Raw genomic sequence first — 22,466 nt, 5'->3', positions numbered from 1 at the left:
TTATTTAGGGATTAATTAAGAATCGATGCATATAAAAAGCTTAAGTATGAGGATGAGGGGGAGTATAGGAATGATTTTTCGTGAAAAAAATGAGAAGGAAAGTATATTAATTCGTCAACATGATCATGGTTTTTTAGCTGGAGAGATTGCAAAGCATATAAAAGAGGACTTTTTTGAAGGTAAAACATATTTAAAAGAAACAGTTGATGCAATATATGAGCATGACAGAGGATGGATAGAGCTTGATAAAGTACCAATTTTGAATGATGCTAAAAATATTCCATATACATTTATGGATTGTCCAAGCCCATTACGTTTTGTTTTTTATACGATTGGTTTGAATGAAATTGAAAATTCTAATCCATACGGGGCATTGCTTTGCAGTAAACATTTTTTATCATTTCCACTAAACGAGGAAGATGAAGAGATGATGTCATTTTATAAACATGAATTAGAACGACAAAAAAGAATTTTGAAAACGTTAACAAAGGAACAGTTTGCGATGTTTGATAAATATTATAGATTATTAAAGTTTTGTGATGAACTTTCTTTATACGTATGTATGAATAAACCTGGTGTAAAAAAGAAAGATGAAATTGATTTATTTAAAGATGGTTTTGAAGGAACAGAAATGTTTAATAGTAAGGAGGAGAAACTTATTCAAGCTGAATGGGTGGACGAGGAAACAATTCGGATTACACCATTTCCATTTCAAACGGAATTTCATACGTATGTAAAATATAAAACGATAAATAAACATGAAATGAAAGGAAAAGGGATTGCAAAGGCTGATAGAGAATCGGAAATGAAGAAACAAACCATTCGTTTCATACAATAAGGAGGTAATATAAATTGAAAGATTATATATTAAAACAGTGTGATTACCATGCTTGGGCTAATACTAGATTATTCAATCGATTAAAAGAGTTACCAAACTATGAGACAATTTTTAATGAGCAGATACAGAGTGTATTCCCATCCATTAAGGATACTTTTGTGCATATTTATATTACAGATCAAGTGTGGTTACACATATTGCATGGTAAAAGTATGAATGAAGCAATACAAGACCGAGAAGATTTACGAAAACAAATTGAAACTAAATCGTTACATGAATTAGAAAAAATGTTTGAAAACATGGCAAATCAATATAAAGACTTTTTAATTACAATACAAGACGTGAATGCTGTATTTGTTATTGAGAACCCATATGCAGGGGCATTAGAAACTTCAATTTTAGAGTTAGTACAACATGTCGTAAATCATGGTACATATCATAGAGGAAATATAACAGCGATGATTCGTCAACTTGGTCATTCGTCGACAATGATGGATTTTGTACTGTATTTACATATGGTTAAAAAGCAGGGAGAGTAATATAGTTTGTAAGAAGGAGAGGCTTTAATTATAGAAGTCTCTCCTTCTATTTTATTCCGCATTCATGGTAGATCGACTGATTAAAGTTTTCTTAAGAAGCTTTATTTTCTTGTAATTGCTTAGCGTATTGTACAGCCTTAAATGCATTGACTCTACCATTTTTCCAGTACGTACCTGTACCACTAATTTTATCAGAAGTTGACTCAATAATTTGGCGAATTTGTGTATTGCTATATCCTTGATTTGCTAAAAGAGCAGCGACTCCTGCAACATGAGGTGTTGCCATAGAAGTACCACTTAATGATTGATACGAGCTTCCTTTATAAGTGGAGTATATATTTGAACCTGGTGCTGCAACATCTACCCAGCTACCATAAGTAGAAAATGAAGATTTCTTATCTGCTTGATCTGTAGAAGCAACTGCAATTACTTCGCTGTAATAAGCAGGGTAATTAGCTTTTGTATTTCCAGCATTTCCAGCAGCTGCAACTATAACAGAGCCTTTATTCCATGCATATTGAACGGCTTGTTGTAATGCAGTACCACCATTTGGAGCTCCTAAACTTAAACTAATTACTTTTGCCCCCGAATCAGCAGCTTCTCGAATACCTTGCGCTACAGCATCAAGTGTACCACTTCCTTGATTATCTAATACGCGGACAGCATAAATTGAAGTTTGTGGGGCAACACCAGCAATTCCGACACTGTTATTCGTAAGGGCTCCAGTAATTCCAGCGCAATGTGTACCATGACCATTACCATCATCAGATGTATTGTCGTTATCAACATAATCATGCCCGTAAATTACTTTCGAAGCCAAATCAGGGTGTGAGCCTTGAACTCCTGTATCAATAATAGCTACTTTTACACCAGGATCACTTCGTTGGCTATCCCAAGCTTGTGGAGCTTGAATCTTTTGCAATCCATATTGATTTTTAAAATATGGGTCGTTCGGAGTCCAAAAGGCGTGAACGTAATAATTCGGTTCTGCATATTCTACATCTGGATTATTTTTATAACTCTTTATTTTTTCTTTTACAGTACCTTTCGAAAATTGAACGACTTCAAAACCTAACTTATCATCTTTAGATAAGACATTAGCTCCGACAGATTTATGAAAAGATTGCACGTTACTTAAAGATGCATTTTGCTTGAACTTAACGATTAATTGGTTAGGAACGTAATCAGTAGATGATGTTTCAGCGCTTGAAGTATTCGTGTTAATGAAGAAACCACCAATAATAAATGATAAAACAGATAGGAAAACAATGATTTTGTTTTTCAAAAGATTTTTCCTCCCTTTTCTTGGATAAGTTTTTCAGCGACGCTTTAATGTCGCATTCCTTTTCAACTATATAGTTAGACCATACGATTTATGTCATTTATGTGAAAAACTTTTAGTGGAATAAAAAAGGGAAAGATTGATATAAATATATTTTTAATGATATTTACTGAGTAAGAAAACAAAAAAAGGAATGCTCATTATGTATGAGTCATTCCTTTATTATTGATTAACTTGCCTGTTTTTTATGACTTTCTTTTAATTTCTCTGCTTGTAAAAAGCGATTCGTTTCAGCGACAACAATACTACTTAATCCAATTAGACCAATTAAGTTTGGAATTGCCATAAGTCCATTTGCAATATCCGCAAATGTCCATACGATGCCTAATTTTAAATTCGCACCAATAGCAATCATGATGATAAAGATTGCTTTATAATATTTAACAGCACTTTCTCCGAATAAATAAGCTACACATTTTTCTCCATAATACGACCAGCCTAAAATAGTAGAGTAGGCAAATAAAATAATTGCGATACCGAGAATCATACTACCAGCAGTACCGAATACAGATTGGAATGCAAGTGTTGTAGCTTCAACGCCAGTTTTACCTGATTTCCATGCACCTGTTGTAATTAATACAAGTCCTGTAATTGTACATACAATAAACGTATCTAGAAAAGTACCGGTCATAGAAACTAATGCTTGCTTTGCAGGTGAATCTGTTTTTGCAGCCGCCGCGGCAATAGGGGCACTCCCTAAACCAGCCTCGTTCGCAAATACACCGCGCGCCATTCCGATTTGAATAGCTGATGCAACTGTTGCTCCGATAAAACCACCAGCAGCTGCAGTACCAGTAAATGCACCAGAAAAAATAAGTGAAAATGCTTCTGGAATTTGATCGTAGTGATAGAAAATAATAATAAGGCCAGCAATGATATAAAAGAAAGCTTTAATAGGAACGATATATCCTGTCACTTTCCCGATTTTTTTAACTCCGCCTAAAATAACAATAGCGATTAAAAACGACATCAATATACCAGTTAGAGCAGGGGGGAAAGAGAAATTAATTCGCATTGCCTCTGCAACTGAGTTAGATTGCACCATATTACCGATACCGAAAGAAGCAGTTGTACCGAATATGGCGAATAAAACAGCAAGCCATTTCTTTCCTAAACCACGTTCTAAATAGTACATTGGTCCACCCGAATATTCGCCATTTTCATTACTAACACGGTATTTCACCGCAAGAATTGCTTCGGCATACTTTGTTGCCATCCCGAACAAAGCAGTAATCCACATCCAAAAGATTGCACCGGGACCACCGATTGTCACAGCTGTTGCAACACCAGCGATATTTCCCATACCAATCGTTGCCGCCATAGCTGTCATAAGCGCTTGGAAGTGGCTAATATCTCCAGAAGAAGATGTATCTTCTGATTTTTTAAAAGCTAGTTTGTGAGCGTATAATAGTTTACTAAACTGTAAACCTTTTAAACGCACTGTGAGAATGATACCAGTACCAACGAGTAACAACAACGTTGGTAGTCCCCACACATAGTGATTGATTTGTTCTAACACTTTACTTACTGTCTCCATCTGTATTCTCCTTTTTTAGAAAAAAATAAAAACCACTTCAAGTAAATGAAATGGTCTCTGGAGAAACAAGGGATAGAAAAATAAACCGATACAAATCGGCATTTTCTTTCGCTTGTCTCTGTCCTTTTACCTGAGAGATTATCCGCTATAGTAGCGGATTTGCTCCTTCGGTGCTCGTTTTCCTCTGCGCTATATAAAGCGAAAGGGAGTCTCTCCAGAGATTCGTCCCCATGCAGTTCTACTTGTAACCAAGACCTGAGAGTTTCAAAGTTGGTTTTACAACTTTTTGCCCCGTCGGTAGATCAATAGACCTTCTCCTGAATGGTTCATCCGAATTATAAAATTAATAACTTATACGCATTGAATGTGTATAGAATCAATAAAAACATTATAGTTATACAATTAATGAAATGCAATCATTTTTTTATTTTAAAATAGTAAAGAATGCTATTTTTTCAAAAGTCCTAATTTATCCTCAACTTCAGCTAAGGTGGATAAAGCGATGACAATAAGTTGATCGGCAAGTTCTAAAGAGTGTTTAGCATTTTCAATTATTTCATTAGCTGGAGTAGAGCTATTGGCTCCAGTTATAATCAAATCTGCTGCATTTTTCATGAAGTTAGATGCGGTTTTAAATTCAGTTGTGAAATAGGTTAGTTGCTTTTGTATATGTACTTCTACTATGTTTTCTTCAATTTGTAGGGTGTCAATTTCTTTTATGATTGTTTCATATTGCTTTGAAACAGAAATCATTGTACTTAATAGTTTAGTCCTGTCAACCGAATCTTCGTTTATATTAATATCCTCCCAAGCAGGCAACCAATCTTTCTCGATGATGTCATTATAATTTGTAGTTAACTCATCTATTTTAGGTTGCAGGTTAGTTTTGAATGTTTTTGTATCAATTGTTTCTACCGTGGCTTTTTTGTTATGATTTTTATCTATCATTGTGTAGAAAATCGTACTGGCAATAATAAAAATAGAAATTACAACTGACCATTTTTTTGAAAAAAAATTCCTCAATGAGTAACGCCTCCAAAATTTTAAAATCTATTAATTATAATATATAACAATAACAGTATTAATGATAGAGAATATAGTCTAGAATTAATTTTAATTATATTTTTTATATACATAAATAACTAAGATTAGTAAAATGATGAAAGTAATATGTGAGAAAAGAGGGTTTTCAGTGAAAATGAATAGAAAAAAACTAGTTTCAAATATTTCAATGGCTATGATATTAGTTGGCTTATTTGCACTCATATATCTGGACAAAGAATCTAAAATTGAAGATTTTCCAGTACCAATGTCAGCAATCCATATTAACGATGAAAAGGAAGAGGATTATAAATATATAAGTGTAATGCCAATTACAAAGGCGAGTGGCTGGGAGAACTTAGGGGAAAACGGTCATACTGTTAGTTTTAAAAAAGAAAAACGGAAGGTAACGGTAGTACATTATCCAGGAGAAATTACGTATTCTATATTTGAAAAATAATTGATGATAAAAGAGATAGGGAGTAGATGATAATGTAGGATTGTTTACTTCCTATCTTTTTTGGATTTTAATTCTGAATTGTTGGAATTAAAATTATTATGCGTATAGAATAAAATAGTATTTCTTATGAAAATGAGTGGATAGTTTACCAAGTATAAAAAATAGGATGTTTTATTGAATGATATAGATAATCAGTAATATATAATTATGTTATGTAAACTATAAGCGGGATAAGAAAGCAAAGCAAGAGATTTTAATTTTTATATTTTAGATGTATTTTTACCCGGTAAGTATTCCGGTAATCAACTTACAACATTTACGGAGGGCATCAAATTTCTAGTAAGTAATGGAGTTGATAACAAAAAATTAACGTTTGTGTATATGGAAAAATAGAAAGTATGGCGAGTGGGAAATGGATCGGATCATAGGGGGGAATTAAAAATGTTACTAAAAACAATCTACTGTAAAGTGGAAGAAGAGAAAAAAGAATTATTTTCAAGTGCGCAAGAAAAATGGCGTGATATACAGCACCTAGATGGTTTTCATGGACAATTTGGTGGATGGAATGAAGATGAGGCATGTGTATTTACTTTATGGGAAGATAGAAGTGTATATCAATCATTTATGAATGCTTCTCACGATACAATTTATTTAAATAGTAATCAAGAGGATACGTTTCTTTCATGTGAAATTGAATTATTTCAAACGTTGTATGATATAACCGATATGCATTTGGAAGATATTGTAATAGAGGGAGCATTCGTAAGAGTTGCTATATGTGATGTAAAGTTGGAAAAGGAAAAGCATTTTTTACATAAGCAAGAAACAATTTGGAATAAAGGAATGGAAAAAGCAAAAGGAATGCTAGGTGGAGTAGTTGGGAAGTCTTTAAAAAATGAAAATCGTTACATAGTGTTAACGTATTGGAAAGATGAAATAGCGCACCAACATTATGTGGAAGAGATTTTCCCAGATTTATATAAATTAGCTAATATTCATGAAGATATAGAAGAGATAAAAGGAAAACAAGCTGTATGTAAGGAAGAATGGCTTGTATATTAAACGCTGAAAAAGTGCATAAATGATTGTATAATAACGATATTTTCTTATAAACAAGTAATTAATAGAAGACGTTATATACCCTTTCATGTTAATATATTTAAGTTATAATAGGAGGCTTACCCTTTTGTATTGTACGGTAGAAGCAGTGTGAGCTTGAAATTTTTTTAGAAAAGGATGTGCCTAATTTGCGTATCAATAAATTTATTAGTGAAGCTGGAAAAGCGTCTCGACGTGGAGCGGATAAACTAATTAATGAGAGAAGAGTAATTATTAACGGTAAGGTTGCAAAAATTGGTGACCAAGTAAATCCAGGTGATGATGTACGAGTAAATGGAGAGCAGCTTCGAATTGCTCGAGATCACGTATATATCGCTTTAAATAAACCAGTAGGTATTACATGTACGAGTGAAAAAGCTGTAAAAGGTAACATTATCGATTTAGTGAACCATCCTTTACGAATTAGTCACATTGGACGTCTTGATAAAGACTCAGACGGTTTAATTTTGTTAACGAATGATGGTGATATCGTTAATGAAATTTTACGTGCTGAAAACAAACATGAGAAAGAATATATCGTTTCAGTAGATAAGCCAATTACTCCTGATTTCTTAGAGAAAATGGCAGCGGGTGTTAAAATTTTAGGAACAAAAACGCTTCCTTGTGAGATTACACAGCTATCAAAATATGAGTTCCAAATTATTTTAACCCAAGGGCTAAATCGCCAAATTCGCCGTATGTGTGAAGCTTTAGGTTATCAAGTATACACGTTAAAACGTACGAGAATTATGAATATCGAATTGAATAATTTACCAGTTGGACAGTGGAGAGATTTAACGAAGAAAGAGAAAAGACGTCTATTTGCAGACTTAAATTACGAACCACAAGATTGGTAAAATTGTGAAGTGAAACCAAAAAAATTTGGTTTCACTTTTTAAATTAAATAAATAATTTTTTTAAACACTTGCAAAAATAAAATGAATAAGATATATTAAATAACAATAAATGGATGTTTTACAAAAAGCAAAGAAAAGGACACGAGTTATTTTACCCGGTTATACAGAGAAGGAAGGAAAGCTGAGAACTTCCTAACGCAGAAAAATAACTTACCACCTTAGAGCTGCACTAGGGAAATTAAGTATCTAGTGCCGTGTATGCGACGTTATCGCAAAAGAAGCCATTATGTTTTTTGTGATGGGAATCTGGGTGGAACCACGGATATAAGCATATTCGTCCCTATATTTAGGGATGAATATGCTTTTTTGCATTCAATTTCATAATAAGCGAAGAAAAGGACACGAGTTATTTTACCCGGTTATACAGAGAAGGAAGGAAAGCTGAGAACTTCCTAACGCAGAAAAATAACTTACCACCTTAGAGCTGCACTGGGGAAATTAAGTATCTAGTGCCGTATAAACGACGTTACCGTAAAAGAAGCCATTGTATGTTTACAATGGGAATCTGGGTGGAACCACGGGTATAAGCACGCTCGTCCCTATTTTAGGGATGAGTGTGCTTTTTATTATGAAATGGAGAGATGAAAAATGAAAGAACAAATGATTGAAATTAAATTTCCAGATGGTAGCGTGAAAGAATTTGTAAATGGAGTTACTTTAGAAGAAATTGCTGGATCCATTAGCAGTAGTTTGAAAAAGAAAGCAGTCGCGGGGAAAGTAAATGATGGATTATATGATTTACGCCGAAATATTGAAGAAAATGCGGAAGTGGAAATCATTACTATAGATTCAAATGAAGGTGTAGAAATTGCAAGACACTCTGCGGCACATATTTTAGCGCAAGCTGTAAAAAGATTGTATGGTGATATAAATCTTGGAGTAGGGCCTGTTATTGAAAATGGATTTTATTATGATATGGATCTTCCAAGTAGTGTAAACATAGAAGATTTACGAAAAATCGAAAAAGAAATGAAAAAGATTATAAATGAAAATATAAAGATAGAACGAGTTGAGGTTTCTCGAGAAGAAGCAGCTAAGCTGTTTCAAGAAATAGATGATAGTTTGAAATTAGAAATTTTAGAAGCAATTCCTAGTGGAGAAAGTGTAACACTATATAAACAAGGTGAATTTGTAGATTTATGTAGAGGACCACATTTACCATCTACAGGTTATTTGAAAGCATTTCAATTAACTCACGTTTCCGGTGCATATTGGCGAGGTGATAGTAATAACCAAGTGCTTCAGCGTATATATGGTGTTGCATTCTCTTCTCAAAAAGAATTAGAAGAGTATTTACATTTCGTTGAAGAAGCAGCAAAAAGAAATCATCGTAAGTTGGGAAGTGAGCTTGAGTTATTTATGTTTTCTGAAGAGGCTCCGGGAATGCCGTTTTATTTACCGAAAGGACAAATTATTCGAAACGAATTGGAAGCATTTTTAAGAGAAATTCAAAAAGAGTACAATTATCAAGAAGTACGCACTCCGTTCATGATGAACCAAGAAGTATGGGAGAGATCAGGGCACTGGGGACATTATAAAGATAATATGTATTTCTCTGAAGTAGATAATAAAAGTTTTGCATTAAAACCGATGAACTGCCCAGGGCACATGCTTATGTTTAAAAATAAATTGCATTCTTATCGTGAATTACCGATTCGTATGTGTGAATTTGGTCAAGTACATCGTCATGAATTTAGTGGTGCGTTAAACGGATTATTAAGAGTACGTACTTTCTGCCAAGATGATGCACATTTATTTGTAACTCCAAAACAAATTGAAGATGAAATTAAATCCGTAATGGCGCAAATTGATTACGTATATAAAACTTTTGGATTCGAATATGAAGTAGAGCTTTCTACTCGTCCAGAAGATTCAATGGGTGATGATAAATTATGGGAGCAAGCAGAAGCAGCATTAGAAAATGTATTACAATCGCTAAATTATAAATATAGACTAAATGAAGGTGACGGTGCATTTTACGGGCCGAAAATTGATTTTCATATTAAAGATGCTTTAAATAGAAGTCACCAGTGCGGAACAATCCAGCTTGATTTCCAAATGCCAGAGAAATTTGATTTAAATTATATAGATGAAAATAATGATAAGAAAAGACCAGTTGTTATTCACAGGGCAGTTTTAGGGTCATTAGATCGCTTCTTAGCAATATTAATTGAGCACTTTGGAGGTGCGTTCCCGGCATGGGTGGCACCAGTTCAAGTGAAAGTAGTTCCGGTTTCAAATGCAGTACATGAACAATATTGCAGTGAGGTTGCACATAAATTAGCAAAAGCTGGAGTTCGTGTTGAACAGGATGCACGAGATGAAAAATTAGGATATAAAATAAGAGAAGCACAAATGCAAAAAGTACCGTATTTTCTTGTTATTGGGGATAAGGAAATGGAAAGCGGAGCTGTAAATGTACGTAAATATGGGGAAGAGAAGTCAGAAGTTGTTGCGCTAGATGTATTTGTGGCAAGGATTGAAGAGGAAATAAAGAATAGAGAATATTGATTGTAAAGAAAACACACTAATAAAAATTAGTGTGTTTTCTTTTTTATCTTACAAAAATGTAAGGTAAATGTAAGCGAAATCGAGGGAACGAGTTGTAGAAAAATGAGAATATGAAGTAGGAAATAGGTTCATGTTACGGATGTAACTCTTATTGAATGCATAATTAAAAAATTCTTAAGAATTCACATGACAAAATAATAAGAAATATGTGAGAAATTGATTTTATACAAAAGGGATGGAGTGAAAGAGATGTCAACAAATGTAGTTACTGTAGAAAGTGTAGAAAAAACGTATGGGAAAAGAAATGAGAATCAGTCAAAAGCATTAAGGGGCGTATCGTTAAGTATTAAAGAAGGAGAATTTGTCGGGATTATGGGGCCTTCTGGATCTGGAAAAACGACTTTACTTAATGTGATAAGTACACTTGACCAGGCGACAGGTGGTAGTGTGACGATAGCTGGAACAAATATTACTTCTATGAAAGGTAATGCATTATCAGATTTTCGATCTCAAAAATTAGGTTTTATCTTTCAAGATTTTAACTTACTAGAAAATTTATCAATTTATGAAAATATCGCTTTACCACTTTCTTTGCAAGGCGTACCGTCCAGTGAGATTACTGGAAAGGTAAATGACGTTGCAAAAAAATTAGGCATCACTGAAATTTTAACAAAATATCCGACTGCTGTTTCTGGAGGACAAAAACAAAGAACAGCGGCGGCAAGAGCTTTAGTACATAATCCGGCAATTGTATTAGCAGATGAACCGACAGGAGCGCTTGATAGTAAAAACGCAAAAAGTTTATTAGAAGCGATGCAAGATTTACATGAAAATCACAATGTAAGTATTTTAATGGTTACACACGATGCATTTAGTGCAAGTTATTGTGAGCGTATTTTATTTATTCAAGATGGTCTTCTTTATAAAGAATTAAATCGTCAAGGCACTCGAGAGAATTTCTATCAAGACATTTTAGGTGTGCTCGCTCATATGGGCTCAGCTGCTGAGTCTAAGTAGGGGGCGAAACTATGTTATTTAAATTATCACGTCATAGTATGAAAAAGATGTTAAAAGATTATATGGTTTTACTTATTGGTCTCGTTATTAGTATTAGTATTTTCTACATGTTCCAAACGATGGCGATGAATAGTGAATTTACGAAAGATAATAGCCTAATTAGTAGTATTAGACTCGTCTTTTGGGTAGGTGCAATACTATTATCTTTCATTACTGTATTTTATATTATATATGCCAACTCTTTCTTGCTCACGTTAAGAAGAAAAGAACTCGGTATGTACATGATGCTTGGTGCGAAAAAGAAAAAAGTAGCACAGTTATTATTTATTGAAACATTCGGTATGGGGATTGTAAGTATTATTATCGGTATTGTAGTAGGGATGTTACTTGCAAGTGTAGCAGGAAACTTTTTAATGAATGGAATGGAAATTTCAGCAAAAGGTAGTTACGCATCTGTATACACACCAGCAATTTTAGTTACAGCTATTTTCTTCTTAATACTATTTTTCATTACTGGCTTAATGAACAGCGTCCGATTGTTACGTAAAACTGAACTAGAGTTAATTCGTGAAGATGAAACACTAGATGAAGTGAAGAAAAGTAAAACTCGCATTATTATAATGACAGTACTTGGTGTATTACTGGTAAGTACAGGGTACTATTTTATGATCAATGTAAAAATATATGCTGAATTAGGTTTTATTATAGCAACCATCGTTACAACACTTGGCACATATTTTATCTTTAGTTCATTACTCCCATTTTTTGTGATGAAAATTAAAGGGAATAAAAAACGAAATGAAATTGGTCTAAATAGTTTTACATATGCACAGCTACGCTTTCGAGTAAATAGTTTATCGAGAGTATTAGGTACTGTAGCGATGTTAATTGCATTAGGAGCAGGTGCGATGACTGCAGGTATGGCGTTCCAAAAAAATGTAGGTATTATGACAGACTTTTCTCGTGTATATGATGTTGTAATTCATGATCCGAATGATCAAGACAAAGCGGCCTTGAAAGAAATGGAAATTGTTGAAGAGAGCAATTACAAATATAAAGTAGATGGAGAAGCGGTTTATTATTTACGTAACGACTTAACTGCGAAACCACCACTTGTTTCAGACCATTTTGATACAAAAACTTTAAAAGAGCCTGTTCGTAAACGTGTGACTAAACCTTTAACTGAACCTGTATATTCAGCTTTAGAGGCTCCTGAATTAGCAAAATTCCCTCAAATGCCAAAGGATTGGGAAGACGCAGTTGTAAGAGAGATACAAATTACGCATAATCAATTTAGCGGAAAACCAGTAAGAATTGCAGACGAAGAGCATTATAAAGGGATTCAAGGAACAGAACACACTGTAACATTAGCAAAAGTAGATGATATGAAAAAATATAAACCGTTATTGATCGAAATAGACAAGAGACAAAAAGAACAAATTGAAAAAGCAACAGGTGCAAAGGTAGACTTATTTACGAAAATGACAATTTATCAGTTTATGAACAGCTTCATGAGCGGAACAATGTTTATGGGATTTTTCCTCGGAATTGCCTTTTTAGCAATGATGGCGAGTTCCCTTATGTTCAAAATATTAACAGGTGCTTCTCGTGATGTACGCCGTTATGAAATGTTACGAAAAATCGGCGTAAGACGTAGTATGTTAACGAAAAGTATATATAAAGAAATTTCATATTTATTTATCTTCCCAGCAATCATTGGCATCTCTCACGTTTTAGTGGGGCTTAACTTATTCAGCTTTATATTAGTTGATCCGTTTGTAAAAGTGTGGGTGCCAATAGGAATCTTCTTAGTCATTTATTTCATCTATTACTGGATAACTGTTCAACTTTATAAAGGGATGGTAATGCCGAAAGAAGAGGTAGCTAAATAGTTTATGAAAAGAGTCCTTGTTTTGAAAATAGGGCTCTTTTTATGTTTTTTATAAAGAAGGAAAAGATTGATAATGGTCGAAAAACATAATGTTATTTCCAATAAATTACTAAAATGATAATGTTTTATTAAGAGAAACGACCCGAAGTATGAAAGAAATGCTACAGTTATTTCGAAACAAAGTGTATACACGTTTTTTCTAGGGAATATTTTAGAGCGACTTAGTTCTATGATTGCTGGAATTATTCTTTCTATAGAGAGATAGAAAGAATAAAAAAGATAGCTGAAGACAAATTGTTTTCAGCTATCTTTTTTGTTTAATTTAGTGATGTCCAGCTAGTAGAGTAAACGCTATTATTAGGAGAAAACCACTAGTTGCCCACATTAGAAATGTAAGGAAAGAGAGCTGTTTCTTAGCTTTCCAAAGCATTTCATGAATTGTGACATATCCAAGTGAACCAATAGCACTTCCCATAATGAGGCCTTGCAGGTGACGAGCTTTTCCTTCCATCAAAATTCCAAAAACCGTACCAGTACCGAGAATAAGAGAAAGTAATAAAGTCGTTAATAAAAAGGAAATATATTTATGCTTTGTAAAAAGAAATGGAATAATTAAAGCTAATCCTTCTGGAATATGGTGCACGACGATTGCTATTAAAAAGGGAATGGCAGAGTCATTATGATTTATAAAAGCTGTACCTAACGCAAATCCACTAGGTATATTATGAATAAATATAGCGAAAGAGAGAAAAAGGAAGGTTTGCCATGCTTGTTGATCTTTTTTATGTATCATTGGATGATGACAATAGTTATCTAATAAGCTCATAACTAAAATACCGATGGCTATACCAAGTATAGGCCCAATTATTTCATAGCTTGAAAATGTTTCAGGGATAATTTCAAGTGATAATAACCCGAATAAAATACCACCACATAATGCGTATAAACGATGCATCTTTTCTTCAATGAGTTGGCGTGTTGCTACTCCAACAGCACCACCTAACAGTAATCCACCGAACGAAAAAAATGTTACAATCATTGGGATCCATAAACGTTCCATAGTATCACACTCCGATTCTATTCCCTTATTTTTAGCTTACGAAAAATTAAGTTGGATTAGTCCAAGTAATTGTGTTTGAGTATAGAGAAAAAAGTAGTGATTCGTTATAATTTATATATTAAATTTAAGTGAGAAAATGAAAAGGGGAATTGGTTATGCAACAAATTAAAAAAATAGGAAACTCATTTTGGTATATGACACCAGTTTCTGAAACGGATAGACCTATATTAGGAATGGTTGTTGGAAAAGAAAAAACTTTAATGATTGATGCAGGGAATTCAGAAGAACATGCACAATTATTTTTAGAAATGTTAAAAGAACAAAATGTATCGAATCCTGATTTTGTAGCACTAACGCATTGGCATTGGGATCATATTTTTGGATTATCTGTATTACGGAATGCATTAACTATTTCGCACGCTGAAACGAAAAAAGAAATGCAGGCAATAGTATCTTATGAATGGACAGATGAAGCGTTGGACGCACGCGTAAAAGAGGGTACTGAAATTGAATTTTGTGCGGATTGCATCAAGAAAGAGTTTGAAGAAAAAGCGAGAAATATTAACATTATTCCTCCAACCTTAACGTTCCAGGATCAAATGGAATTAGACCTTGGTGAAGTGACCTGCGTGTTAAAACATGTGGGCGGAGATCATGCACATGATTCTGTTGTTATGTACATAAAAGAAGAAAAGATATTGTTTTTAGGAGACTGTATATATGCAGATATTTTTTCTTCGAAGTGGAACTATACGACGAAAAGAACGTTTAAATTGATAGATGAATTAGAGAAATTTGATGCTGAGACATATATTCTTTCTCATGGGGAAGCGATAAATCGAGAGGAGTTTTTACAAGAGATTCGTATGTTAAAAACAGTAGGAACTTATACAGAAATTCATAAAGGCGATGAAGAGAAGATAAAGGCAGTGTATAAACAAGAACTAGATAGAGAATTAAATGAAGATGAGTTAGAAACAATAACGTATTTTGTCAATGGTTATGAAATGAATAATCAATAAGACACTACATTAATCCAATATAATTAAATTGCACAAAAAGAGTATTGAAATTTAATTCAATACTCTTTTCAATAGTTAAATATGTAGTTTCAACTAAATTCTAAATATAGGGGTTCATCGTCTGAAGTGATTTTATTCTATTTATTTTTCGTATAGATAGTGGTTCAAGTAGAAGCTTTCTTTGCTAATTCAGTAATATATTCAAAGAATACATCACGTTTTACATCATAAACGACATTTACAGGTCGTCCATCAGCAGTTTCCTCTGTACGCCCCTGACTTGGTCCATATGTATGAACGATACTATTAATCGTTTCAGTTTTTGCAAGGCTAGTGTTTCCGACAAGCGCGGTAGTTAGTACATCCCATAAATAATAAGTAGAGTTCGTTGAGAAGTGAACGAGAGGGGGGACCATTGCATAACATTGACCAAGGAAATCAACACCAATATACTTTCTCTCTTTTGCCCACTGTTCACGTATGTTTATAGTTAACGGAACTTGGTTTGTACTTTCTAGTGTCACTAAGTCGATTTTAATTTTTGCATCCCATACACGAGCCACTGCTTCAGGGTCCCAAAACGAATTCCACTCAGCTGTTCCATCATGCTCTGGTTCATGTACATTGCCTGCTGTAAGAAATGTACCACCCATCCAAACGAGACGTTCAATTTTATCTTCGATTATGGGAGCTTCATATAATGCACGAGCAAGGTCAGTTAGGGGCCCAGTAAATAATAAAGTTGTTTTTCCTTCCGTTTGTAGAAGCGTTTCTATTAAATGATGATGCGCGGGTTTTGCCACCACGGGTGTTACAACTTTTCCAGACTCATTTAAAATTGGTAGAGCATCTACATAAAATGCATGCATCCGCCAGTCTTTTGGAAACGGGTTTTGCCCGCGAGAGTTTGAAGCGGCTACTGCAATATTACCTTTGCCGAAGCGATCGATAATTTTACGACTGGCAGACATTGCGGGTTCTAAATAGCAGTCTGCTGGGATAACAGATACACCGGTAAGCTCAACGTTTTCCATTTGAAGTAATAAAAATAATGAAATTAAATCATCTACGCCGCCATCATGATTGAAGTACACTTTTTTCTTCATTGTAATCTCCATCCTATATGATTTAGTTAGAAATTAAATATGAATTGAGGAGAAGTCATCAATAATTTCCACCACTTCAATTTCTCCATTAATCAGTAGCTCAGGAAGTTCATTTCTAATATTTCCTTTCCAATACTCTCTAGCTTGTTCGATTTTTTGAGAAAAAGGAATACCATCTTCTTTTGGTAAAAGATTCCCGTCACCTTCAAAAGAACTTCCGATTACTTGTAGTTTAACAATCTGTAAAACTTCTCGATTGTAAGAATCAAATAATGCTTTCCATTTTAAAGCATCTTCATAGCTTTTTGCAGCGTATAAACAAGATAATCTGGAAGGATATTCAGGGAATTCTTGTAGTCTAACCATTTCTACAATTGTTTCTCTAGCTGCTCTAATTGTTTGATCCATATAACTCATGACTACTTTAGCATTTTCATTATTTATATGTAATTCGTTATTTTTATAGTGTTTATTTAAAATTTGTATGCCATCTTCACCATTAGCATTTAATTGTTCTCTTTCAAAAAAGAAGTGATATAGAGTATTGTGTTGATTTTTGTTAAAAGGAATGATTTGTCCGATATGCATTTTTTTCTTTGTTACGATATGATATACGAAAAATCCTTGTTCATTCATGGTTATCCTCCTAGTAATAATGTAATGCAATGTTAAATTTAGTAATTCAACATTGAAATATATAAAACCTTTATAAGTAAAAGTGAGAATTTGAGTTGAAAGTAAAGAAAATACATGAAAACGTTTTAAATTTGTTCACAAAATGTTCACTTACGAAGGGGGTTTCAATATCGATATAATGACAAAGACTCAAAGAGAAAGGATGATGAATTTTGCCAACAACAAGAAAAGAAAACCTCCAATTTGGTATGATGATGTGCCTTGGGATGGTTATCGTAATGACGTTTTACAATTTACTAATGAATGAAACAGGAGGACCAATTTATATTAAAGAGATTGCATTAGAACTATTAATTGGCTTTATTATTGCGCTATTAATTGAAATATGTATCGTTGGACCTTGTGCGAAAAAAATTGTATTCATGTTGCCATTTGATAAATCTAAGAAAATAAATATTATCGTTGCGATGGCGACAACTATGGTAATCGGAATGGTGTTCTTTATGTCATTTTTCGGTATGGCTATGATGCATTTACATGGTGGACTACAAGGAGCTTCATTTGTTTCAATTTATTTTTCGATTTTTATTAAAAATTTCATAATGGCATATCCATTACAATTAATTATTATGGGACCGCTTGTACGTTTCTTATTTGCAAAGTTTGTTATGAAAAAGAAATCTTTTAATGTAGCGTAATTCAAATTTATAAAATTTTATATATAAATAATAAAGATAAACACATCTCGCATTTTTGAGGTGTGTTTTTTGTTCATTCCAAGTTATTTTCATAGTGATGTGACATTTGTCCTTTTGCCATTATAGGATTATAGCTTTTAATTAAGTCAGAAATAAAAGATGAGGAGATGATTTTTTGAAAGGTATTATATTTGCTGTTTTTGCGGGGATATTTATAACACTTCAAGGAACCTTTAATGCGAAACTTAGTTCACATATCGGTATATGGTCGACGAGTATTATAACCCATTTAATTGGATTCCTTATTGCAACAACTGTATTTTTGTTAAAGAAAGAAGAGAAAGTAACAGATTTAAAGAGTGTGAAAAAAGTATATTTAGCAGCGGGTGCATTTGGTGGATTCATTATTTGTGCAGAAACGATGGCGATATATTCACTAGGAGTTACATTGACAGCTGGCACACTAATGGTTGCTCAATTGTTAACGGCAACAGTTATTGAAATGAAAGGACTGTTTCATATAAAAAAGATACAGATGGAGAGATATCATATTGTGGGAACAATAGTAATGATTATAGGTATTGTTGTATTTAATATGTAAATGAAAGGAGAAATGAATATGGAGGATAAATCAGGTTTAATTACGCATTATTTGAGAACCAATAAAACGCTCGAGATTTTTTTAGAAATAGATACAGTTTATTTTCAATTAAATTACTTTGAAAAAGGCGAGCTTATTTGCAATATAGATGACGAAATGGATCGTTTATATTTTGTTGTTAAAGGTAAAGTAAAAGTTTACACGATTACATCAGAAGGAAAGAAACTAATCCTTCGCTTTATCAATCCATTGGCCATTGTTGGTGATATTGAATTAATTCAAAATAGCAAAGCACATAATGTCGTTGAAGCTTGTTCAGATGTTATAGCTATCTCCATTTCTAATACGGTTATTAGAAACAAGTTATTACATGATCCTATATTTATGAAGTTCTTACTTGAAAACATTGCGAACACGTTAAAAATATCGACTCGTTTTACTGCTCTTAATTTACTTTATCCTGTAGAAGTACGTGTAGCTAGTTATTTACTTTCAATTTCAACAGATAGTAACGGGAATATGTACAAAGGGGATTTGGATACGACTTCGGTAACAAGTATTGCAGACTTTATAGGGGTAAGTTATAGGCACGTAATTCGGGTATTACAAAGATTTTATAATGATAAATTAATTGAAAAGAGTAATGGAGTTATTGTCATTAAAGATTTTTCTAGAATGAAGGAAGTCGCTAAAGATAATATATATGAGCAATGAAAGGGAGAGGAAGATTTTGATTGGATTTAGTTTAGCTATATTAGCAGGAATATTAATTAGCTTACAATCTGTTTTTAATGCAAAAGTAAATGAAAATGTAGGACAGTGGTTAACGACTACATGTGTCCTTGGAATAGGTCTCATTAGTTCTATTCTATTTTATATCATTACAGAAAACAGTATTAACATTAAAGTGTATACTACAAATTATTTGTTTTATGTAAGTGGACTGTTTGGCATCGGGTTAATTATTTGTATAATGGGTGCAATAAAGAGCTTAGGTCCAGCATATACGGTGCTAATTAGTCTTATTACTCAATTGGTGGTTGCGTTATGCATTGATACATTCGGATTATTTGGAATGGAGAGCATTCCATTACAAATAAATAAATTAGTTGGTATAGGTTTATTAATTGTGGGGGTAGGAATTTTTAAAAATCTATTTTTGAATAAGAAAGCTATTCATATAAGAAAGGGTAGGGTCTAAAGAATATAAAGGGAAAAAGTGTGAATGGTCAGAACTTATACATCTAGATAGTAATAAGTGAGCTATAGGGAGATAGGATAAATGAATCAGTTAATGTTGCAAGATGGTGTACACTATTTGAAAATCAATGGGATTATGCATTGGTGTAAAGTTGCAGGGACAGCTCATAATACAGTCCCTCTTATTATAGTACATGGTGGTCCAGGTGGTAATCATTATGTATTCGAAAGAACGCTTGGTTTGAAGTTAGAAGGAAATATGACTGTAGTTTATTACGAACAAAGAGGTTGCGGACGAAGTGAGGCACCAGAAGATGACGGTGAGTACTCAATCAATACTCTAGTCGAAGATTTAGAGGAATTAAGAAAGCAATTACATGTAGAGAAGATAAATTTGTTAGGATATTCTTTTGGTGGACAACTTTGTTTAGAGTATGCTTTGAAATATCCAAAAAATGTTGAACAAATGGTATTACAAGCACCATCGTTAGATGATTTTAATGATATGTATACTGTGCAGATAGAAGGTTTTCTACAAGTAACGAAAGGGGAAATGAAAGAACAAATATTGATAATAAGTAAGTCAGAAATTCCTTTAAAAGAAAGGTATAATCAAGTTTGGAGTATAGTTGATACAGAAAATTTAGATCGACTATTGTTTAAAAATGAAGAATTTGCAAAGCTAAATAGAAGGTTTTGGGAGGAAAGTAAGTTAAGTAATACAGGGAAGATGAGTAAAGTTATTTTTGGAACAAAATCATCTTTACCGCTTATTGAGCGTATTAAAGGTTTAGAAATTGATACGTGTGTCATAGTTGGAGCGCATGACTATAACACGGGTGTAGGAATGAGTTATAGAATAACGAGACAATTGAAAAATGGTAAACTTGTTATATTTGAAAATAGTGGACATTTCCCAGATATCGAGGAGACGGATAAAGTATGTGAAACGATTATTGAGTTTTTGGAATAAAAGGGGGATATTAAGGTCGAACCGAATTAATAGAGTTGAATTGGTTATTGGGATATTAAATCATGTAATATGCTAATTGTTTACTTGTAATTGAGGAAGAATCAATTAGTGTATTTGGAAAATAAGTAAAAAAGACCTCGTAAGGTGGAGGTCTTCTTGATTTATTATTTAATATTTTGAACTTATATGAACGGAAGTAGAAGAGTATGATAAGCACTTTCAGGGAACGAGAATATAACCGAAAATAAAATATTACTTAACATATATAACTAATGAATGCAATGTCTTTTTCAGTTATTAAGTTGTAAATCATTTTATGATAAAATCTTTTACATAATTTAATAAAGGGGTAGTATTCAATGGGTTATTTCTCAAATGGTTTATTAGTTTTGTTTGTGCTAATCGTATGCAGTTGTATATTTTTTGGTTGATAATATAATGAGAGTCTTATATAAAAGAAGTTATCTTAAGTGAGATAACTTCTTTTTATTTTATATTGAGAAGGAATTCTATCTTTCTTATTGAAGTTTGTTCTAGTTATTTTTACATCAATCAGATTTGTGTAAAGGGAATTTTATGAAATATAAACAAGTCAGAGAATAGGGAGTATTTACATGGAAAATAGTATACGCCACACAAGTGAACATCCTACAGATTTTAATGGATTATTATCCTTATACGAATCTTTAGGATGGAATTCTCTTAAATTAACGGTTAACGAGTTAGAACAAATGTGTAAGCAAAGTTGGTATGCAATTTATGTTTTTGATGATAAGAGGTTAGTAGGGATGGGGCGTGTCATATCAGATGGAGTCATAACAGGCATTATTTGTGGAGTTGGTGTATTGCCAAAATATCAGTCTAGTGGCATCGGAAAAGAAATAGTGAAACGATTAATCCAGCACTGTGAACAAAACAAGGTTATTCCACAACTTATGTGTGTAGAAAAATTGCAATCTTACTATGAATCTATAGGGTTTGAAGCATTCTCTATTGGGATGACAAAACATATTATAAGATAAAGGTGCTTTATCCCGCTATTTGCCGGGCAGTAAAACCCCAACGGATTAAAGTTTCACTTTATATTTTCAGTTTACTCGTACATATTTTCAAACTTCAGTATAAAGGAGAATGGCTGTATGGAGATTGCTAAAGGGATAGAAATGTTACAACTTGAATTTCAAGAATTTGTTATTCATCCAATTCTTTTATGGGATGATGAAATGGCAGTATTAATAGATACGGGTTTCCCAGGACAAATTGAAGATATACAAGTAGAGATGGAAAAGGTTGGGGTATCATTTGATAAGTTAAAAGTCGTGATTTTGACGCATCAGGATATTGATCATATAGGTAGTCTTCCGGAGTTGTTGCAGCGCTGTGGAAATAATATTAAGGTTTATGCGCACGAATTAGATAAGCCATATATTGAGGGGGATTTGCCTTTATTGAAGGAAGGAAATGTAGAGAACCGACCAAAAGGAAAAGTGAGTGATACTGTGATTGACGGGCAAGAACTTCCGTATTGCGGTGGAATACTAATTCTTCATACTCCAGGGCATACTCCGGGTCATATTAGTTTATATTTGAAACGAAGTAAAATTCTTATTGCAGGAGACTCTATGTATAGTGTGAATGGGATGTTAGGAGGAATTCACGCCCCAACAACTATAAATATTAAGGAAGCAAAGCAGTCTTTGAAGAAGTATTTAAATTTACATATTGAATCTGTAGTTTGTTACCATGGGGGATTAAGTAAGGAGAATATAAATGTTCAACTTCAAAATTTGTAAAGTTAAAATGGAGTTTTTTGTTAAGTGACATTGAAGTATAATCTGATTATTAGTATATAAATAAATTATAAAAGAGCATGTTTGAAAAAATTAATGAACTGCACCCCAATTGTTAGACACAGTCTAACAATTGGAGGTGCAGTTTTTCTATGGCTAAATTTACAGCTGATGAAAAAATACAAATCG

General features: G+C 33.1%; 22 protein-coding genes, 1 pseudogene, 1 riboswitch and 2 other annotated features. Of the genes and pseudogenes, 17 read left to right on the top strand and 6 right to left on the bottom strand.

Annotated elements, in window-relative coordinates; genetic code table 11:
- The first annotated feature begins 70 nt into the window (after nucleotides 1-70).
- Both ACLBXA_RS24220 and ACLBXA_RS24215 read left to right on the top strand, forming a co-directional pair.
- Nucleotides 71-838, top strand: coding sequence for a DUF3891 family protein (locus tag ACLBXA_RS24220; RefSeq protein ID WP_000577287.1), 768 nt, complete (start codon nucleotides 71-73; stop codon nucleotides 836-838).
- A 14-nt stretch (nucleotides 839-852) separates the two neighbouring features.
- A complete protein-coding gene (locus ACLBXA_RS24215) occupies nucleotides 853-1,377 on the top strand; it encodes a DinB family protein (RefSeq protein ID WP_000656265.1) in 525 nt (174 codons plus the stop codon).
- A 91-nt stretch (nucleotides 1,378-1,468) separates the two neighbouring features.
- Here the strand turns inward: ACLBXA_RS24215 and ACLBXA_RS24210 are convergent, their stop codons facing one another.
- The 3 genes from ACLBXA_RS24210 to ACLBXA_RS24200 form a co-directional block, all read right to left on the bottom strand.
- Nucleotides 1,469-2,662 (bottom strand): S8 family peptidase, encoded by a 1,194-nt coding sequence (locus ACLBXA_RS24210; RefSeq protein WP_086391109.1) that lies wholly within the window; start codon nucleotides 2,660-2,662, stop codon nucleotides 1,469-1,471.
- A 226-nt stretch (nucleotides 2,663-2,888) separates the two neighbouring features.
- Nucleotides 2,889-4,256 (bottom strand): alanine/glycine:cation symporter family protein, encoded by a 1,368-nt coding sequence (locus ACLBXA_RS24205; RefSeq protein ID WP_000451017.1) that lies wholly within the window; start codon nucleotides 4,254-4,256, stop codon nucleotides 2,889-2,891.
- A 108-nt stretch (nucleotides 4,257-4,364) separates the two neighbouring features.
- Nucleotides 4,365-4,484: riboswitch (glycine riboswitch) on the bottom strand.
- A gap of 219 nt (nucleotides 4,485-4,703) precedes the next feature.
- Entirely contained in the window at nucleotides 4,704-5,279 is a 576-nt protein-coding gene (locus ACLBXA_RS24200; RefSeq protein WP_001243468.1) for a hypothetical protein, read from the bottom strand.
- A gap of 133 nt (nucleotides 5,280-5,412) precedes the next feature.
- On the opposite strand from ACLBXA_RS24200, the gene ACLBXA_RS24195 reads away from it, so the two are divergent.
- The 7 genes and pseudogenes from ACLBXA_RS24195 to ACLBXA_RS24165 all read left to right on the top strand — a co-directional run.
- Nucleotides 5,413-5,757, top strand: coding sequence for a hypothetical protein (locus ACLBXA_RS24195; RefSeq protein WP_044783011.1), 345 nt, complete (start codon nucleotides 5,413-5,415; stop codon nucleotides 5,755-5,757).
- A 441-nt stretch (nucleotides 5,758-6,198) separates the two neighbouring features.
- Nucleotides 6,199-6,819, top strand: coding sequence for a YdbC family protein (locus ACLBXA_RS24190; protein WP_000925175.1), 621 nt, complete (start codon nucleotides 6,199-6,201; stop codon nucleotides 6,817-6,819).
- Nucleotides 6,820-7,004: 185 nt separating this feature from the next.
- Nucleotides 7,005-7,712 (top strand): 23S rRNA pseudouridine(2604) synthase RluF, encoded by a 708-nt coding sequence (rluF, locus tag ACLBXA_RS24185; protein ID WP_001222160.1) that lies wholly within the window; start codon nucleotides 7,005-7,007, stop codon nucleotides 7,710-7,712.
- A gap of 121 nt (nucleotides 7,713-7,833) precedes the next feature.
- Nucleotides 7,834-8,057 (top strand) — a binding site (T-box leader).
- Nucleotides 8,058-8,093: 36 nt separating this feature from the next.
- Nucleotides 8,094-8,316 (top strand) — a binding site (T-box leader).
- A 44-nt stretch (nucleotides 8,317-8,360) separates the two neighbouring features.
- Entirely contained in the window at nucleotides 8,361-10,283 is a 1,923-nt protein-coding gene (gene thrS / locus ACLBXA_RS24180) for a threonine--tRNA ligase (RefSeq protein WP_000663089.1), read from the top strand.
- Between the two features lie 249 nt (nucleotides 10,284-10,532).
- Nucleotides 10,533-11,300: an ABC transporter ATP-binding protein gene (locus ACLBXA_RS24175; RefSeq protein WP_000106426.1), complete on the top strand. Its 768-nt coding sequence runs from the start codon at nucleotides 10,533-10,535 to the stop codon at nucleotides 11,298-11,300.
- Nucleotides 11,301-11,311: 11 nt separating this feature from the next.
- Nucleotides 11,312-13,192: an FtsX-like permease family protein gene (locus tag ACLBXA_RS24170; protein ID WP_079245500.1), complete on the top strand. Its 1,881-nt coding sequence runs from the start codon at nucleotides 11,312-11,314 to the stop codon at nucleotides 13,190-13,192.
- Between the two features lie 148 nt (nucleotides 13,193-13,340).
- Nucleotides 13,341-13,441: pseudogene (locus ACLBXA_RS24165) on the top strand (MFS transporter); the annotation flags it as partial.
- A gap of 72 nt (nucleotides 13,442-13,513) precedes the next feature.
- Here ACLBXA_RS24165 and ACLBXA_RS24160 read toward each other — a convergent pair.
- Nucleotides 13,514-14,251: a ZIP family metal transporter gene (locus ACLBXA_RS24160; protein ID WP_000440613.1), complete on the bottom strand. Its 738-nt coding sequence runs from the start codon at nucleotides 14,249-14,251 to the stop codon at nucleotides 13,514-13,516.
- A gap of 155 nt (nucleotides 14,252-14,406) precedes the next feature.
- Here ACLBXA_RS24160 and ACLBXA_RS24155 point away from each other — a divergent pair, with 155 nt between their 5' ends.
- Nucleotides 14,407-15,273 (top strand): MBL fold metallo-hydrolase, encoded by an 867-nt coding sequence (locus ACLBXA_RS24155; RefSeq protein ID WP_001184095.1) that lies wholly within the window; start codon nucleotides 14,407-14,409, stop codon nucleotides 15,271-15,273.
- 164 nt (nucleotides 15,274-15,437) lie between these two features.
- Here ACLBXA_RS24155 and ACLBXA_RS24150 read toward each other — a convergent pair whose 3' ends face one another.
- Nucleotides 15,438-16,391, bottom strand: coding sequence for a nucleoside hydrolase (locus tag ACLBXA_RS24150; RefSeq protein WP_003261685.1), 954 nt, complete (start codon nucleotides 16,389-16,391; stop codon nucleotides 15,438-15,440).
- A 21-nt stretch (nucleotides 16,392-16,412) separates the two neighbouring features.
- Entirely contained in the window at nucleotides 16,413-17,015 is a 603-nt protein-coding gene (locus tag ACLBXA_RS24145; RefSeq protein WP_001005235.1) for a DUF2441 domain-containing protein, read from the bottom strand.
- A gap of 212 nt (nucleotides 17,016-17,227) precedes the next feature.
- On the opposite strand from ACLBXA_RS24145, the gene ACLBXA_RS24140 reads away from it, so the two are divergent.
- From ACLBXA_RS24140 to ACLBXA_RS24110, 7 genes are all read left to right on the top strand, one after another.
- Complete coding sequence (locus tag ACLBXA_RS24140; protein WP_001143403.1) at nucleotides 17,228-17,713, top strand: hypothetical protein; 486 nt, start codon at nucleotides 17,228-17,230, stop codon at nucleotides 17,711-17,713.
- A 175-nt stretch (nucleotides 17,714-17,888) separates the two neighbouring features.
- A complete protein-coding gene (locus ACLBXA_RS24135) occupies nucleotides 17,889-18,314 on the top strand; it encodes a DMT family transporter (RefSeq protein WP_000676020.1) in 426 nt (141 codons plus the stop codon).
- Nucleotides 18,315-18,332: 18 nt separating this feature from the next.
- Nucleotides 18,333-19,028 (top strand): Crp/Fnr family transcriptional regulator, encoded by a 696-nt coding sequence (locus tag ACLBXA_RS24130; protein WP_000389682.1) that lies wholly within the window; start codon nucleotides 18,333-18,335, stop codon nucleotides 19,026-19,028.
- Between the two features lie 16 nt (nucleotides 19,029-19,044).
- A complete protein-coding gene (locus tag ACLBXA_RS24125) occupies nucleotides 19,045-19,515 on the top strand; it encodes a DMT family transporter (protein ID WP_000579007.1) in 471 nt (156 codons plus the stop codon).
- A gap of 81 nt (nucleotides 19,516-19,596) precedes the next feature.
- The gene (locus ACLBXA_RS24120; protein ID WP_001072686.1) at nucleotides 19,597-20,487 is read left to right on the top strand and encodes an alpha/beta fold hydrolase; all 891 of its coding nucleotides are present in this window, start codon (nucleotides 19,597-19,599) and stop codon (nucleotides 20,485-20,487) included.
- Between the two features lie 614 nt (nucleotides 20,488-21,101).
- Nucleotides 21,102-21,509 (top strand): GNAT family N-acetyltransferase, encoded by a 408-nt coding sequence (locus ACLBXA_RS24115; RefSeq protein ID WP_000431724.1) that lies wholly within the window; start codon nucleotides 21,102-21,104, stop codon nucleotides 21,507-21,509.
- A gap of 117 nt (nucleotides 21,510-21,626) precedes the next feature.
- Nucleotides 21,627-22,280: an MBL fold metallo-hydrolase gene (locus ACLBXA_RS24110; RefSeq protein ID WP_000401471.1), complete on the top strand. Its 654-nt coding sequence runs from the start codon at nucleotides 21,627-21,629 to the stop codon at nucleotides 22,278-22,280.
- Nucleotides 22,281-22,466 lie beyond the last annotated feature (186 nt).

Source organism: Bacillus sp. D48C (assembly GCF_053345735.1).
This window is presented reverse-complemented; position numbering and strand designations above follow the sequence as displayed.

What these genes read in the sequence shown, in the direction of transcription:
- ACLBXA_RS24220 (WP_000577287.1), top strand. Translation starts at nt 71, where the DNA reads ATGATTTTTCGTGAAAAAAATGAGAAGGAAAGTATATTAATTCGTCAA.
- ACLBXA_RS24205 (WP_000451017.1), bottom strand. Translation starts at nt 4,256, where the DNA reads ATGGAGACAGTAAGTAAAGTGTTAGAACAAATCAATCACTATGTGTGG.
- ACLBXA_RS24195 (WP_044783011.1), top strand. Translation starts at nt 5,413, where the DNA reads ATGATGAAAGTAATATGTGAGAAAAGAGGGTTTTCAGTGAAAATGAAT.
- ACLBXA_RS24190 (WP_000925175.1), top strand. Translation starts at nt 6,199, where the DNA reads ATGTTACTAAAAACAATCTACTGTAAAGTGGAAGAAGAGAAAAAAGAA.
- thrS (WP_000663089.1), top strand. Translation starts at nt 8,361, where the DNA reads ATGAAAGAACAAATGATTGAAATTAAATTTCCAGATGGTAGCGTGAAA.
- ACLBXA_RS24175 (WP_000106426.1), top strand. Translation starts at nt 10,533, where the DNA reads ATGTCAACAAATGTAGTTACTGTAGAAAGTGTAGAAAAAACGTATGGG.
- ACLBXA_RS24170 (WP_079245500.1), top strand. Translation starts at nt 11,312, where the DNA reads ATGTTATTTAAATTATCACGTCATAGTATGAAAAAGATGTTAAAAGAT.
- ACLBXA_RS24160 (WP_000440613.1), bottom strand. Translation starts at nt 14,251, where the DNA reads ATGGAACGTTTATGGATCCCAATGATTGTAACATTTTTTTCGTTCGGT.
- ACLBXA_RS24155 (WP_001184095.1), top strand. Translation starts at nt 14,407, where the DNA reads ATGCAACAAATTAAAAAAATAGGAAACTCATTTTGGTATATGACACCA.
- ACLBXA_RS24150 (WP_003261685.1), bottom strand. Translation starts at nt 16,391, where the DNA reads ATGGAGATTACAATGAAGAAAAAAGTGTACTTCAATCATGATGGCGGC.
- ACLBXA_RS24145 (WP_001005235.1), bottom strand. Translation starts at nt 17,015, where the DNA reads ATGAATGAACAAGGATTTTTCGTATATCATATCGTAACAAAGAAAAAA.
- ACLBXA_RS24130 (WP_000389682.1), top strand. Translation starts at nt 18,333, where the DNA reads ATGGAGGATAAATCAGGTTTAATTACGCATTATTTGAGAACCAATAAA.
- ACLBXA_RS24120 (WP_001072686.1), top strand. Translation starts at nt 19,597, where the DNA reads ATGAATCAGTTAATGTTGCAAGATGGTGTACACTATTTGAAAATCAAT.
- ACLBXA_RS24115 (WP_000431724.1), top strand. Translation starts at nt 21,102, where the DNA reads ATGGAAAATAGTATACGCCACACAAGTGAACATCCTACAGATTTTAAT.
- ACLBXA_RS24110 (WP_000401471.1), top strand. Translation starts at nt 21,627, where the DNA reads ATGGAGATTGCTAAAGGGATAGAAATGTTACAACTTGAATTTCAAGAA.